This is a genomic window from Algoriphagus halophilus (assembly GCF_041729275.1).
GTDB lineage: Bacteria > Bacteroidota > Bacteroidia > Cytophagales > Cyclobacteriaceae > Algoriphagus > Algoriphagus halophilus_A.
Map to the genome: position 1 here is coordinate 4,412,078 of NZ_CP146486.1, position 14,256 is coordinate 4,426,333.

11 protein-coding genes and 2 pseudogenes are annotated in these 14,256 nt (G+C 42.0%); 7 read left to right on the forward strand and 6 right to left on the reverse strand.

Annotated features, from left to right (window positions below; translation table 11 throughout):
• Both V8V91_RS23680 and V8V91_RS23685 read right to left on the reverse strand, forming a co-directional pair.
• On the reverse strand, nucleotides 1-927 hold the full coding sequence (locus tag V8V91_RS23680; RefSeq protein WP_074223312.1) for a DUF6089 family protein: 927 nt from the start codon (nucleotides 925-927) through the stop codon (nucleotides 1-3).
• A 51-nt stretch (nucleotides 928-978) separates the two neighbouring features.
• Entirely contained in the window at nucleotides 979-1,881 is a 903-nt protein-coding gene (locus tag V8V91_RS23685) for a mechanosensitive ion channel family protein (RefSeq protein ID WP_074223313.1), read from the reverse strand.
• 165 nt (nucleotides 1,882-2,046) lie between these two features.
• Between V8V91_RS23685 and V8V91_RS23690 the strand changes: the two are divergent.
• The 5 genes and pseudogenes from V8V91_RS23690 (at nucleotide 2,047) to V8V91_RS23710 (ending at nucleotide 8,552) form a co-directional block, all read left to right on the forward strand.
• Nucleotides 2,047-3,587: pseudogene (locus tag V8V91_RS23690) on the forward strand (GNAT family N-acetyltransferase).
• 85 nt (nucleotides 3,588-3,672) lie between these two features.
• A complete protein-coding gene (locus V8V91_RS23695) occupies nucleotides 3,673-4,143 on the forward strand; it encodes a KdsC family phosphatase (protein WP_373397530.1) in 471 nt (156 codons plus the stop codon).
• Nucleotides 4,140-4,988 (forward strand): 3-deoxy-8-phosphooctulonate synthase, encoded by an 849-nt coding sequence (gene kdsA / locus V8V91_RS23700; RefSeq protein WP_373397531.1) that lies wholly within the window; start codon nucleotides 4,140-4,142, stop codon nucleotides 4,986-4,988. Before V8V91_RS23695 ends, kdsA begins: the two co-directional genes overlap by 4 nt.
• A gap of 13 nt (nucleotides 4,989-5,001) precedes the next feature.
• Nucleotides 5,002-6,660, forward strand: a complete 1,659-nt coding sequence (locus tag V8V91_RS23705; RefSeq protein WP_373397532.1) for a murein L,D-transpeptidase — start codon at nucleotides 5,002-5,004, stop codon at nucleotides 6,658-6,660.
• 203 nt (nucleotides 6,661-6,863) lie between these two features.
• Entirely contained in the window at nucleotides 6,864-8,552 is a 1,689-nt protein-coding gene (locus V8V91_RS23710; protein ID WP_373397533.1) for a murein L,D-transpeptidase, read from the forward strand.
• Here V8V91_RS23710 and V8V91_RS23715 read toward each other — a convergent pair.
• Entirely contained in the window at nucleotides 8,503-9,207 is a 705-nt protein-coding gene (locus V8V91_RS23715; RefSeq protein ID WP_373397534.1) for a murein L,D-transpeptidase catalytic domain family protein, read from the reverse strand. The genes V8V91_RS23710 and V8V91_RS23715 overlap by 50 nt on opposite strands.
• Nucleotides 9,208-9,503: 296 nt before the next feature.
• Here V8V91_RS23715 and V8V91_RS23720 point away from each other — a divergent pair, with 296 nt between their 5' ends.
• Together V8V91_RS23720 and folE are read left to right on the forward strand one after the other, a co-directional pair.
• Entirely contained in the window at nucleotides 9,504-9,914 is a 411-nt protein-coding gene (locus tag V8V91_RS23720) for a 6-pyruvoyl tetrahydropterin synthase family protein (RefSeq protein WP_373397535.1), read from the forward strand.
• Nucleotides 9,874-10,576 (forward strand): annotated as a pseudogene (gene folE / locus V8V91_RS23725) (GTP cyclohydrolase I FolE). The gene V8V91_RS23720 and the pseudogene folE overlap by 41 nt, the downstream one beginning before the upstream one ends.
• A gap of 108 nt (nucleotides 10,577-10,684) precedes the next feature.
• On the opposite strand, the gene V8V91_RS23730 reads toward folE, so the two are convergent.
• The 3 genes from V8V91_RS23730 to V8V91_RS23740 form a co-directional block, all read right to left on the reverse strand.
• The gene (locus V8V91_RS23730) at nucleotides 10,685-11,077 is read right to left on the reverse strand and encodes a hypothetical protein (protein WP_373397536.1); all 393 of its coding nucleotides are present in this window, start codon (nucleotides 11,075-11,077) and stop codon (nucleotides 10,685-10,687) included.
• 471 nt (nucleotides 11,078-11,548) lie between these two features.
• Nucleotides 11,549-12,622, reverse strand: coding sequence for a hypothetical protein (locus V8V91_RS23735; RefSeq protein ID WP_373397537.1), 1,074 nt, complete (start codon nucleotides 12,620-12,622; stop codon nucleotides 11,549-11,551).
• Nucleotides 12,580-14,250 carry a WD40/YVTN/BNR-like repeat-containing protein gene (locus V8V91_RS23740; protein ID WP_373397538.1) on the reverse strand — a complete coding sequence of 557 codons (1,671 nt, stop codon included), beginning with the start codon at nucleotides 14,248-14,250 and terminating at the stop codon, nucleotides 12,580-12,582. The genes V8V91_RS23735 and V8V91_RS23740 overlap by 43 nt, the downstream gene beginning before the upstream one ends.
• Nucleotides 14,251-14,256: the final 6 nt, after the last annotated feature.

A 14,256-nucleotide genomic window follows, 5' to 3' on the forward strand; every position in this document is an offset into this window, starting at 1 on the left:
TTACCAGAATCTAAATCGCTTCTCGTAGATTCGATCCCGGAAGATCCAGTTTTCGAAGATGTCTTCGGATAAGTGAATTTCCAATCCTATGTTGATGGTCAAATACCCATCAAAACGGTGTCTTAATCCAGAGCCTCTTCTGATTCTGCCCCCATTTTTTAGGATTTTATCTACGTCTGGCATCCCATTGTCATCTAAAAACTGAGGGTTTCTAATGGCTAGCCTCAAGCGATCTGGATTGCTTCCATCTACATAATCTTCCACCAGATCCAGGTAAAATTCACTGACATTATAGGCGGAAATATCATCCATATAGTCGGTGAGCGTGAATCTATAATTCCCCTCAAACGTCAGGTCCATGTATACATTTAACTTGTATTTAAGGCCCAGTCCCATTGGGAAAGCGATGATGTAACGCTCGTAGGGGTTGTTTTCGAGTTGTAAGGGCCTTAAATCCACCCACTCTCCATCTAGCTGTGTTTCAGGATTATTGGTGGACAATGCCAATCCTGCAAAAATATAGGGGTTCCAAAGTGGTCTATGGATATTGGGTACTTTGACCGGGTGCCAATGGTATTCGAAGATGCTGGATATTTCCCAGTTTTTGGCTCGGAAGGTTAGATTTCTGGGAAATCTGAAGGCTCTTGGATCTGAAGGTTCATCCGCACCGGACATTTTGTAATAAGTGCCTTCCAACCTTGTTCGAAGGTGCGTTCCTATCGTTCTTCTCACCGAAAAGGTGGCGTTCCAATCTGGCTGGATTCCTTCCTGATATTTCCAAAAGGAATATAACTCTCCAAAATATTGGGTAGGTCCTATACTTGCTCCGATAGACCAGGGTTCTTCAAAACGATACCGGTAAAAGCTCTGAGAATTGGCGGCTGACCAAGTGCAGATAAACAGACCTATGAATAACAGTTTTCTCATGTTCAACCCCAAGCTTTCCTGAATGAAAAGAGTTTATTTACGAAAAATAGGCTATTTAATCATATTTTCAAATCCGGAGCGAAGATGCAAATCCCTTTGAGGGAATGGAATTTCGATCCCTTCTTCACCAAATCTTCTAAAGATTTCATAATACAACTGACTTTTAAGGATTTTTGGTCTATTGATATATTCAGAAGTCCAAACCCTTAAGTTGAAGTTGATACTGCTGTCCCCGTAATCTTCAAAAAGTACATCTGGCTCCGGAGTGGTCAATACCCCTTTATTGGCATTGGCGACATCCAGTAATATTTCCCTGACTTTTTCTGGATTCTCCTTGTAGGAAACCCCGACGGGGAAATTGAAACGGATCTTTCGCTCATTGTGGGACCAGTTGATTACCTGACTATCTATGAATTGACTGTTGGGAACGATGATGGTGATGTTGTCGTTGGTGACAATCATAGTGGACCGTGCAGAAATCTTGATTACATCCCCTGTTACATCTCCCACTTCAATTCGATCTCCGACTTTGATGGGTTGCTCAAATAGGATAATCAGTCCACTGATGAAATTGTTGGTGATATTCTGAAGACCAAAACCAATACCCACACCCAAGGCACCGGCCAAAATCCCAAAGGCACTAAGATCAATCCCATTGGTTTGTAGGATGGAAAAGATCCCTCCCAGAATCAATAGATATTTGATCATGGTCCCAATAGATTGCTTGGTACCTACGTCTATATGGTATCGCTTCAGAACCTTATGGACCATAAACCGTCTGATCCATTCTGTCACCACAAATAGCGCGACGAATGAAATGGATAGGGTAATGATTAATCCAATGGTAAGTTTAGAGTCTCCCAAATTGAAAAGGCTGTAATTCATGAGGTCCTGAAACCATTCTATAAATGAGGAAGCTTTTTCTTTTGCTACTTGATTTAGATTTTCTTGCATATAATTCGGGTACTTTGTCGAAATTTCGCCTTTAATATTATTGAGAACAAGGGCCTTAAACTATATATATTTAAACCTGATTAAAAATTCAATATACTATTTTGTTTTAAGAGTGATTTAGTCTTGCTTTTAAAATGGATGATTGGATTTTATTAATTTTGACGTATGAGTAAGAATAAAGAAGAACTTGAACATAGGCTTCGGCTACGGAATATAAAGCTCTCGGATTTTGATGATATCCGGGAAATCATGGTTTCGATTTATAAAAATCCAGGGGTGCCTGGACTAAAGAAGAACTTAAAAATCAATTACGAGTTTTCCCAGAGGGTCAGATTTGTATTGAAGACAATGGGAGAGTGGTGGCTGCAGCCTTGAGTTTGATCGTAGACTACAATCAGTTCGGTGATAACCATACCTATGATGAGATCACGGGATATGGGAAGTTTGACACCCACAACGACGAGGGAGATACCTTGTATGGAACCGATGTGTTTGTGCATAAGGAATACCGTGGAATGCGTATTGGACGTAGACTGTATGATGCACGAAAGGAACTCTGTGAAAACCTCAACTTAAGGTCTATTATTGCCGGAGGTAGAATCCCCGGATATGCCAATTATGCGGATGAGATGACCCCTCGTAAATACATCGATTTGGTCAAGAATAAAGAGATTTTTGATCCGGTGTTGTCTTTCCAGCTTGCCAATGAATTCCACGTTCGGAAAGTAATTACCAAATACCTTCCTGAAGATACTGATTCACGTGCCTATGCCACCCTCTTGGAGTGGATCAATATCTATTATGAGAAAGATGAAAAGCTGATCGGGAATAAGAAATCCATCGTAAGATTGGGTCTGGTTCAATGGAAAATGCGTCGTTTTTCCAATGTGGATGACCTGATGCAACAGGTAGAGTTTTTCGTGGATACGGTATCAGGGTACAAATCAGACTTTTGCTTGCTTCCTGAATTCTTTAATGCCCCTTTGTTGGCAGAGTTTAATGACATGGATGCCTCTGAAGCTATCCGTAACCTGGCCGATTATACCGATGAGATTGTTTCCAGGATGAGTGACTTGGCAGTTTCTTATAATGTGAATGTGATTGGCGGTTCCATGCCCGAGTACGATGGCAAAAAACTAAGGAACGTGAGTTACTTATGTAGAAGGGACGGTACGCAAGCCAAGCAATACAAACTCCATATCACTCCTGATGAAGCAGCCTATTGGGGACTTCAGGGAGGAAATGGAATCAATGTGTTTGATACGGACGCTGGAAGGATCGGTATTCTGATTTGCTATGATGTGGAATTCCCTGAATTGGGTAGGATCTTGGCAGAACAGGAGATGGACATACTATTTGTGCCCTTCTGGACGGATACAAAAAATGCCTTCCTTCGGGTAAATACCTGTGCCAAATCCCGGGCCATCGAAAATGAATGTTATGTGGCGATCACGGGTTCTGTAGGAAACCTTCCTAAGGTGGAAAATATGGATATACAGTATTCTCAAGCAGCCATTTTTTCACCATCTGATTTCTCCTTTCCTCATGATGCGGTGGTAGCGCAGGCTTCTGAAAATGAAGAAACCATTATTGTGGCAGATGTAGACTTGGATTTATTGACCAAGCAAAGAAAAGCCGGAAGTGTAAGAAATTTAGAACAAAGAAGATTAGACCTTTATTCAATCCAATGGAAACAGAAAAAATAATCGCATCCTATTTCAGTTCAATTTCTGAAGAGATCTGGGAACGGGCAAAAAGATCAAACTCCTGATTTCGGATATAGATGGGGTGATGACAGACGGGGGTATTATCTATGACGATAGAGGATTGGAATTCAAAAAATTCAATGTAAAAGATGGGTTGATTGTCAAGCATTTGAGGAAATCCGGTGTTTTGGTTGGAGCAATTACTGGCAGGGAGTCCCAAGTAGTGATGAACCGATGCGAGGAATTGAAGTTTGATTTTCATTACCATGGAGTGAAGGATAAAGGCAAAAAGCTAAACGATCTCCTGGAAACCATGGAAATAGACATGGAGACCGTTGCTTACATTGGGGATGATTTGATCGATGTTCCCATACTAAGCCAAGTAGGACTTGCCATTTGTCCTGCAGATGCCTTGGTCTATGTACAGCCATTTGCCCATTGGGTGACCCAAAGCAAAGGTGGAGAAGGGGTGTTTAGAGAGGTAGGCGATTTGATTTTACATTCCAAAGGACTATTGGTCCCGATTATTGAGAGTTTATCAACTAAAGAAGCATGATTAGAAATACTAAACCCATGAAAATTACCGATCAGGTGATTTTAGGGGAAGAAAAACCGGTACTTTTTTCAGGCCCTTGTGCCGTAGAAAGCTATGATATTTGCCTTGAAATTGGCACCAAAGTAAAAGCTTGGGCAGAAGAACATGGCTTTTCCTATGTTTTTAAGGCTTCATTTGATAAAGCTAATAGAACTTCCTCAGGTTCGTTCCGAAGTATTGGGATGGATAAGTCCTTGGAAGTTTTGCAACGCGTAGGCAAGGCTTTGGACGTTCCTTTGGTTACAGATATTCATGAAAGCTACCAAGCAAAGGAAGTAGCTGAGGTAGTAGATGTTTTGCAAATACCTGCCTTCCTTTGTAGACAAACCGATTTATTATTGGCTGCCGGAGAAACCGGAAAAGCAGTGAAGATCAAGAGAGGTCAGTTCATGGCACCGGAAGATATGCAATACGCAGTGACCAAAGTGCGGTCTACAGGCAATGAAAACGTGTGCTTGACCGAAAGAGGTTTTTCCCTTGGCTACCATAACCTGGTGGTGGATATGAGGGGGCTGCCCATCATGAGGCAATTTGCCCCGGTGGTATTTGACATTACTCATTCAGTTCAACAACCGGGAGGTCAAGGAGGAACATCCGGAGGGCAACGGGAATTCGCGCCGATTTTGGCAAGGGCTGCAGCAGGCACCGGGATTGATGGCTTCTTTATAGAAACCCATCCAGATCCAGCTAAAGCATTGAGCGACGGGCCGAATTTGATTCCCCTTCACAGAATGGGTGATTTCCTGGAGATGCTCAAGGAGGCTTGGGAAGTAGGAAGAAAATATCAGGACTTTCAAATCCAATAAATCATAATTATCTATGAAAATTCCATTATTTACCTTTTTGCTCCTCTTTTTTATAGTTCATATTGATTCTTTATATGCCCAATCTGAAGATGAGGTGAGTAGACTGATCCGGTTCAGAATGGAATCAGATGAACCCCTAGATAAGATTGAAATCCGTAAGATTTCCTTATTGACTGCGGACGAGATCATCGACTTTTATAATCATCGGGCATTTGAAAAAGCATGGACTCAAAATGGTTTATTGACAAAAGCAGCCTATGATTTGAGGTTGGAGATTATTCAATCTGAATTTGATGGGTTGACGCCCGAGGATTACCATTTAAGTAGGATTGAGTCCTTTTTCAGGACTTTTGAAGCGAACCAGGCCAATGGAGTACCAAACGAACCAGGAGATCTGGCAGATTTCGATATTTTCTTAAGCGATGCCTTTTTTCACTTGGCTAGGAACCTCGAGATCGGCAAGGTTGATCCGTCTAAGTTTGGCGAGGACTGGGAAATCGCCAGAAAAGAGCCCGTTTTTAACTATCCTGTCTTGTTGGAACAAGCCTTGGCTCAAAATGATATTCATGGAAACATGGAGCTTCTGTATCCCAAATTCAGCATCTATAAGAAAGGGAGGGAAGTCATCCGCGAGCTTGTAGAAAAGGTAAAAGAGGATACGTTGAATTGGAAAAAGGTCAAAATTGACAAGGCAATCCGTGTTGGAGAATCCAATTCAGTGATTCCCCGATTAAGGGAACGTTTGATTTATTGGGGCTTACTGGAGGAATATAAGTTCCAAGACGATAGACTCTATGACTCGATCATGATGGATGGAATCAAGGATTTTCAGGGAACGCACGGGTTGGATATAGATGGTATTATTGGTAAGAAGACAGTCCTGGCATTTAATGATAGTCCCCAGCAACAGCTGAATACGGCGATCGTCAATATGGAAAGGCTGCGTTGGCTTCCAGATACGGTAAAAAATGCAGAGTTTATTCTGGTGAATATTGCCAATTTCCAGTTGGATTACCTGAAAAATCTCGACACCCTTTTTTCCGAACGGGTGATAGTAGGAAAGAAGTACCATGAATCCCCCATATTTATGGCAGACATGAGTTACATCGTTTTTAGTCCTTATTGGAATATTCCCTATTCCATTACCCAAAGTGAAATCATTCCCAGTGTGAGGAGAAACCCGAATTACATTTCTGAAAAGAACATGGAAGTCATCACGCCTTCAGGCAAGGTGGTAGATCCAAGTACCATTAACTGGAATTCCAGGTCATTCCCATATTTGGTTCGTCAGAAACCCGGAGAAGGAAACTCTTTGGGCTTGGTGAAATTTATGTTTCCCAACAAACACAACGTTTATATCCACGATACCAATGCCCGGTCTCTTTTCGCTCTGGATGACCGAGCCCGAAGTCACGGATGTATCCGAGTAAGGAATCCCCAGGATTTTGCCAAGATCCTGTTGGCAGATGACCCAACCTGGACCATGGAGCATATACAAACTGCCATGCATCAGACCCAGGAACAAGTCGTCCAATTGAATCGTAAAATCCCTGTGGTGTTGGTTTATCTTACGTTTTGGGCAGACTCCAAGGGAGAGGCACATTTTAGGGAGGATATTTATGATCGGGACGAAAAAGTACTGTCGGCTTTGAAGCAGAACAGTTTGGACTAATAAGAGAGTCCCGATTCCCCAAAACAGGGATTTTATTTCGCGAATCCATTTGAATCCATTTCAAATGGATTTTTCTTTTTTAATCAAAAACTTCATTTGGAACCTATATGGCCTTCTTTTTCGATTCTTTATGAAGCTTTGAAAATCCAGCATTCTAATTGGACTGAGGAGCATAGGAATACCTCAACCTACCCACCTTGACTATGAAAAATAAACCATTGATTATTATTTTAACCTTATTTCTTATTGCTGCCGCCATTTTTATAGTGGGTAGAATGGGAAGGTCGGATCTTACGGAGGAAATAGAAATGAGACTTTCTTCCTACGATGAAAAACAAGCTGTTCAGATTGCAGGAGAACCACTACTTAGCTCAGAAGAAATCAAGGCCTTTTATGCAGAAAGGGATTTTGAAGAAATCTGGTCAGAGAATGGAAAAATCAATTCTCTTGCTGAAAATTTCCTTGAGGAAATTGACCATGTCAAATACGATGGACTTAACCCAGAAGATTACAATCAAATTTTGATTCAGGAGTTTTTCGAAGAAATTGAAGGAAAAAGAAAGATTCTTAAACCCAAGTCCACTCCAGAATTAGTGGATTTGGAGTTCCTGATGACGGATGCATTTTTGAGGCTTTCCAAAGACTTGGAGGTGGGAAAAGTCGCTCCAAATTCGAGGGGCTCCTATTGGAAATTAGCGGCAAAAGAATCGAAAATCAATTCCCAAGATTTGCTGGAAGAAGTAGCGGATGGTCTTGACATCCAAAAAGCACTGGCATCCCTTTATCCTGAAATAGAAATGTACACGAAGGGAAGAGAAGTAATTCAAAGTCTATATGAGAAGAGCCAGGATGATACGCTGAGCTGGAAGCCTGTCAGTTTCGAGCATTCTCTAAAAGTTGGAGATACGCATGCATCTGTACCTGGCTTAAGGGATCGATTGAAGTTCTGGGGTTACCTGGGAGCGTATGAGGTGAAGGATCCCCTTCTTTTTGATTCTACCATGTGGAAAGGCTTGAAAAGTTATCAATTGGAAAATGGAATGAATCCAGATGGAGCGATAGGGGAGTTGACCGCTGATTTCCTAAATGATTCTCCTGAAAAGCTGATTGAAATCGCCTCGGTCAATCTTGAAAGGATGCGTTGGATTCCTGAGATCAAATGGGAGGAAGAATTGGTTTTGGTGAATATTGCCAATTACCAATTGGACTACATGAATAATGGGGATACCACGCTATCTGCTAAAGTCATTGTAGGGAAAGAATACAATGAATCCCCGGTATTTACGGCTCCCATGAGTTACATCGTTTTTAGTCCCTATTGGAACATTCCACCTTCCATTACGCATGATGAAATCATTCCTTCTGTACGAAAAAATGGAGATTATCTAAGGGAGAAAAATATGGAAGTAGTGTCTAACTCGGGAGAAGTCCTGAACCCAAAGCAAGTAAACTGGACGGGAAAAGAGGGCGCTGATTTTCCATATCGTATCAGACAAAAGCCAGGAGGATCCAATTCCTTGGGCTTGGTGAAATTCATGTTCCCAAATGATTATAACATCTACATTCATGACACCCCCGCCAGAAGTCTTTTTGCGAGAGAGTCAAGAGCATTGAGCCATGGGTGCATCCGTATTCAGTACCCAGACCTTTTTGCGGAAGCCTTGCTGAAAGATAAAAAATGGACCAAGGAACGAATCCAAGAGGCCATGCATAAGGAACAAGAAGAAGTGGTAAAACTGGACAGAGAAATCCCTGTACTATTGCTGTATTTGACATTTTGGACTGATGAGTCGGGAAATGCTCATTTCAGACCTGATATCTACCATCGGGATACGGAATTGATCAAGAAGCTGAAAGCACCTCTGAAGACTGAATCAAAGCAGAGGTCTTGAGGTAATTGGGATCTTTTCCATAAATAAACAAAAGAGAGCCTCCTTTGATAAAGTCAATGGCTTTTGAAGAGATTTCTGTTGGAAGCGCTGGACAACCCAGGCTCCTTCCCAATCTCCCTACGTTCTTTGCAAATTCCTCTCGGGCATAATCAGCACCATGGATCACGATTGCTCGATTCCTGGCTTGATCATTAAACCCTTTTTCCAAACCATCCAGGCGAAGGGAATAGCCATGTTTCCCATGATAAGTTTCAGCGGTTTTATAAAAGCCAAGGCTGCTTTGATAGGATTCTGGCTGGTTGGAGAATTTGCTGGCCATCAGATTACCGGAGTTTCTCCCATGGGAAACAACCGTATGCAGCAATACCATTTTGTTTTGTGGATCAATGATCCAAAGTCGCTTTTCTGTGGATGGCAAACTAAAATCAATGATGGTAATTACCTGCGATTTCAACTCTCCACTCAATTTCTTCCATCCCTTAAAGGCAAGATCGAACACTTCCTTATTGGGGAGCGCAACTGAAGTTTCAGCCAACTGCTCGTATAAAGTAAGGGGTGGAGACACCATGGTTTTTTCAATCGATGTTGGCTCTTCCAATGGAAGGACGTAACTGAAAATCCAAAGAATGGGAATAAGTAAATTGGTTGAAATCATTTAATCCGGGTGATTTTTCAAAGATACAATGTTGATTTCTGGAATAAAAGTTCCAATGGTTCAGAACTTTAAAGGATTTTATTGATTTGGATCAACTATTTATGGGAACCTATTGCTAAGTTCTTCCAGTTATTAAGTTGCTTGATTACTCAACGGCTTTTATAGCGAAATATTATTCTGTAATTTTGCAGCTGATTTTAAATTTAAAGCCCTGATCAGTAGGGAATTATTAATAATGTTTAAAAAAATCTAGAAAAAGATAAACAAAAAATAAATTTCCACTGTTCAAACAACGCATGAAAGTTACCGTATTTAGAAAAGAGCATTTTAATGCCGCGCACCGTTTACACAATCCAGAATGGTCAGATGAGCAAAACAAGGCTTTTTTCGGTAAGTGTAATAATCCCAATTATCATGGTCACAATTATGAATTAGTGGTGACTTTGAAAGGGGAGGTAGACCCAACTTCTGGGTATGTATATGATATGAAAGTGCTCAGCGATTTGATCAAGGAGCATGTCTTAAATAGATTTGATCATAAAAATTTAAACCTGGATACCGATGAATTCAGTCAACTTAACCCAACCGCCGAAAACATTGCAGTGGTTATTTGGAATATTTTGAGGGATAAAATTGATCGGAAATTCGAATTAAAGATTCGACTTTATGAAACAGAAAGAAACTTTGTTGAATACGATGGGAATTAATATTTCCAGCGCCTCATTTGAAGAAATTGGGGAAGAGCATGTGGGGACATCTTTAGAAACACCATTGAGAGAGGATGCTTTTGAGATGGATGATGAATTAAAGATCGAATTAATCGAAAAGCATTTCCGTGAAATCATGCATATCATGGGTTTGGATTTGACTGACGATAGTTTGAAAGGGACCCCTCATCGTGTCGCAAAAATGTATGTAAAAGAAGTTTTCAGCGGTTTGAATCCAAAAAAAGCCTGTTGCCAAACTTTTTGAAAACAAGTACAAGTACAATGAGATGTTGGTGGAGAAAGATATCACCTTCCATTCCCACTGCGAACATCATTTTGTACCGATTTATGGTAAGGCTCATGTAGCATATATTTCAGGTGGAGAAGTAATTGGCCTATCTAAAATCAATAGAATTGTACAATATTTTGCCAAGAGACCACAAGTTCAAGAAAGGCTGACGATGCAAATCGGGAACGAATTGAAAGAGGTTTTGAAGACAGATGATGTGGCAATTATCATGGATGCCAATCATATGTGTGTAAGTTCCAGAGGAGTTCAGGATGTGAACAGTTCCACCGTGACATCTTTCTTTTCAGGCAAATTTGAAAAAGACGAACAAGCTCGAAATGAGTTTTTAAAATATATCTCTTTAGAGAAGTAATATTAATTGTACTAAACCAACACCAAAACCGGGCCTAGGCTCGGTTTTTTTTATGATTTGAGATTCCTCATTTGGATCATTGCCCTGTTCTAGGAAGACAGGAGTTTTTCAACCCATATGACTGATTACATTGGCAAGGCCTGCTGCCCAAATCAAAAACCCCACCGCTATTTGCCACTTGAGCTTTTTATGGTACCAGATAAATAGCCCATAGCCCAGGATAAAAAACAAGATCCATGTTAAACCGAAATCTCCAAACAGATGCCCCACTGCACGGTCCCAGGCCGGTTGGATGAGCAGGAAAGAGCCTAACATGATATTGGCCTTGTGTTTATTGGTGTCTTTTCTTCTGTTGTAATAGGCCAATCCGATTAAGATTGATCCAAAAACAAGCTGACTAAAAACCATGATCGATAATGGTGCAAATTCCTTGAAGTAGAGGGGTAAGGTGCTAAGTAGAAAACCGATGTAAATCAGAAAGCCAATTTTTCCGACTTTCATATGAGTTGCCGCATTTCCTTTTCTGATGAGTACATTTTGTACGACCAACAGGGTAAACCAGCTAAATGCAAAAAAGCATGAATTAGAAATTTGGGTTGTGAGTTACTGGGTTGATGGACGTCGGTTAACCAATTGTCAGAAAAACCAATGACCATGATGATCCAAAGTAGTATGCTGAGCACCAAAAAGAAGTGTTTTCTCATATGTTCTGATGATTAATCTGAATTAGTTATTGAATACCCGATGTGTTAATCTACTTATTCCGCTAAATCGGAGTTTTTCTAAAATACTCATTTTTAGTTGATTCCAAATTGGTGTATTCATGGGAGCTCTTCATAAAAGAAAATTGGAGCCATTAAAAAAACCATTGAGGTGTTGGAGACCTCAATGGTTAATGGGTAGAAGAAATTCTAAAACAGCTTGAGCTGATCAGGAAAAAGACATGGATGCGCTTATTCGCTTACATGAAACCTAGTTTTTACTTACTTTCTCAATTTCTATTCGTCGGTCTTTTCGTTCCAAAGCTTTATTGAACTCCTGAATGTCATGGTTGATCAGTTCTGAAAATTGCTCAATGGCCACTTGTAATCGTGCGTCTAAAACCTGATAAACTTCACCCTGCTGGTTGGTAGGACGGTAGTCGATTCCACTTGCATTGATATCACTGGCCAATGCACTCAAGCGACCATAAAGCTTGATAGGGGATCGAAAGGCGTCTTCACGTGCACCTGTCAGGTGGATGTCATAGAGTTTGGAGGCTACTTCTTCGGCTGCTGTTTTTAATCGTAAGGCCTCCTGCTGCGTTTTCCGATCTGACTCTTCAGCGAGAATGATGTCCAATTCTTTTCTTAATTGTTCAACTGCATTGATATTACTAACGGCCAAATTCATGGCATCACGTAATTGTAAAGAGAAAGCAACTTGGGCTTGCAAATCTTCCATACTGCCTTCAGCATAAGGATCTTTCAAGACCATAAATGTGGTGGATGTGTTCGCTACTTCTGTACCCGTTGAATCTGACAAAATCAAATTGGCGGTATATTCGCCAGGCACAACCCTTGGGCCATACTGTCCTGCCATCAGGTCTAAATCCCATTGCACCAATGGTCTCCAACCTTCCCCATTGAGTTGAACCCAAGGCCTTCCTGGAGGTGCCACACGAAGTTTTGGAGTGTAAGTAGGCTCATAGCGTAAGTCCCATTGCACCCTGTTGGCTCCGGCATTGGTACGGGCAGGCAAGCTACGCACCAATTCCCCATTGGTATTTTTAATCTCAATTTTGGCATCCCCAACAAAAGCTTCTGGCAAATGATAATTCAGACTTGCCCCATAATTTGGGTTTCGACCTGAATTGAAGCTGGCCCCATCTGTTTTGATGTTTTCTCGCTCGTTAAAGCGATACGCATCCCGAACTTCATAGAATGCGACCTCTTGCATATTGTCTAGATTTCTGACAGCGGCAAGGTCATCCAAAATGTAATAACCACGACCATAGGTTCCCACTACCAAGTCATCAAAACGTTCCTGGATCTCCAACCAATACACAGGAGCAGGGGAAGGTTGAGTTTTAGACGACTCCAGCTTTGTCCATCATCGTAGCTGACATAAATCCCTTTGTCGATACCGGCAAAGAGTAATCCCGGTCTTTTTGGGTCTTCTTTGACCACATGTACAAAACTTGATTCAGAGCTTGGAATACCCTCGGAAATCCTGGTCCAGCTTTGTCCATAATCAGTGGTTTTGAAAATATAAGGATCAAAATCGCCCATTTGATGTAGGTCCACCGTGATATAGGCTGTGGCCTTGTCATAACGAGAAGGCTCTATGTTGGCGATGGTTCCCCATTCTGGAAGATCCGGGATATTTGCGGTCAAATTGGTCCAATTTTTTCCGCCATCCTTGGTCAATTGAACTTGCCCATCATTTGTCCCGACCCAAATCACATCCGCCTCCAACTTCGATTCTTCAATGGCAAAAAGAGTGGCCCCATCAAAAGTCATGAGGTTATCAGTGGCTACTCCTCCCGAGTTTTGCTGATGGTCTTTCAGGTTCAAAGTCAGATCAGGTGATATGATTTGCCAACTTTGGCCTTCATCATCTGTCTTATGCACAAACTGGCTTCCCACATAGACTCTTCCCTTGGTATGAGGAGAATGTGCCAGTGGAAAATTCCAATGCCAGCGGTATTTCATGTCTGCCGGAGCCCAACCATAGCCTGCTTCTGGCCATACGCGCACCTCTCTGGAATAGCCGGTTCTCAGATCATGCCTTTCCAACCCACCATCGTAGCAGCCAGACCAAATGATATGGTTATCCACCGGGTCAGGTTTGGCGAAGCCACTTTCACAACCCCCAACGCCTTTCCAAAGTCCCAAAGGAATGTATCCTGCCAAAGAATTGCTAGGTCCCATATAAGACCAACCATCTTGTCTATTTCCAAAAACATTATAGGGGATCTGGTCATCTACCGCCACATGGTACATCTGTGCAATCGGCAATACCACCCGTTGAAAAGAAGCTCCATGGTTGAAACTGATACTTACCCCTCCATCATGGGCTACCATGATCCGGTCCGGATCGGTGGGGTCAATCCAAATGTCATGGTTGTCACCTCCGCCACGGGGCGGTCTGGGATTTCTGGTTTTACCCCCGTCTAAGGAATGGACAAAACGTACCGACATGGAGTAAATTTCATTGGGATCTCCTGTGTTAACACGGAGTCGCGTGTAGTAGGGTGCACGCTCGTTCCAGTCATGTTCCTGGCTCATTAATTCCCAACTCAAGCCCTTATCTTCAGAGCGCCATACTTCAGGGCTTTCTGCCTCAAAAAGTGCATAGACCACATTGGGGTCGCTGTGTGAAATGGCTACGGAAGTCTTGCCTACGGGTCTCTCTGCTCCGAAGGTCAAGCCATTCTTGCTCATGGGTTCCCAGGTATCCCCACCGTCAGTGGATTTATAAATACCACTACCTGCTCCACCTGAGTTGAGCCCCCAAGTATTGATGTGGATGGACCACATGGCAGCATAGAGAATATCAGGGTTTTCGGGATCAATGGCTAAATCTGAAGCCCCGGTTCCTTCATCAATGAATAGGACATGTTCCCAGGTATCTCCACCATCTTTGGTACGATAGATTCCTCTTTCTTTTTGGGGCCCATAGGTGTGTCCCAAGGAGGC

Bases quoted from the DNA above. Each gene is read 5' to 3' on its own strand.
- V8V91_RS23680 (WP_074223312.1), bottom strand. From the start codon at position 927: ATGAGAAAACTGTTATTCATAGGTCTGTTTATCTGCACTTGGTCAGCC.
- V8V91_RS23685 (WP_074223313.1), bottom strand. From the start codon at position 1,881: ATGCAAGAAAATCTAAATCAAGTAGCAAAAGAAAAAGCTTCCTCATTT.
- V8V91_RS23695 (WP_373397530.1), top strand. From the start codon at position 3,673: ATGACAGACGGGGGTATTATCTATGACGATAGAGGATTGGAATTCAAA.
- kdsA (WP_373397531.1), top strand. From the start codon at position 4,140: ATGATTAGAAATACTAAACCCATGAAAATTACCGATCAGGTGATTTTA.
- V8V91_RS23705 (WP_373397532.1), top strand. From the start codon at position 5,002: ATGAAAATTCCATTATTTACCTTTTTGCTCCTCTTTTTTATAGTTCAT.
- V8V91_RS23710 (WP_373397533.1), top strand. From the start codon at position 6,864: ATGAAAAATAAACCATTGATTATTATTTTAACCTTATTTCTTATTGCT.
- V8V91_RS23715 (WP_373397534.1), bottom strand. From the start codon at position 9,207: ATGATTTCAACCAATTTACTTATTCCCATTCTTTGGATTTTCAGTTAC.
- V8V91_RS23720 (WP_373397535.1), top strand. From the start codon at position 9,504: ATGAAAGTTACCGTATTTAGAAAAGAGCATTTTAATGCCGCGCACCGT.
- V8V91_RS23730 (WP_373397536.1), bottom strand. From the start codon at position 11,077: ATGAAAGTCGGAAAAATTGGCTTTCTGATTTACATCGGTTTTCTACTT.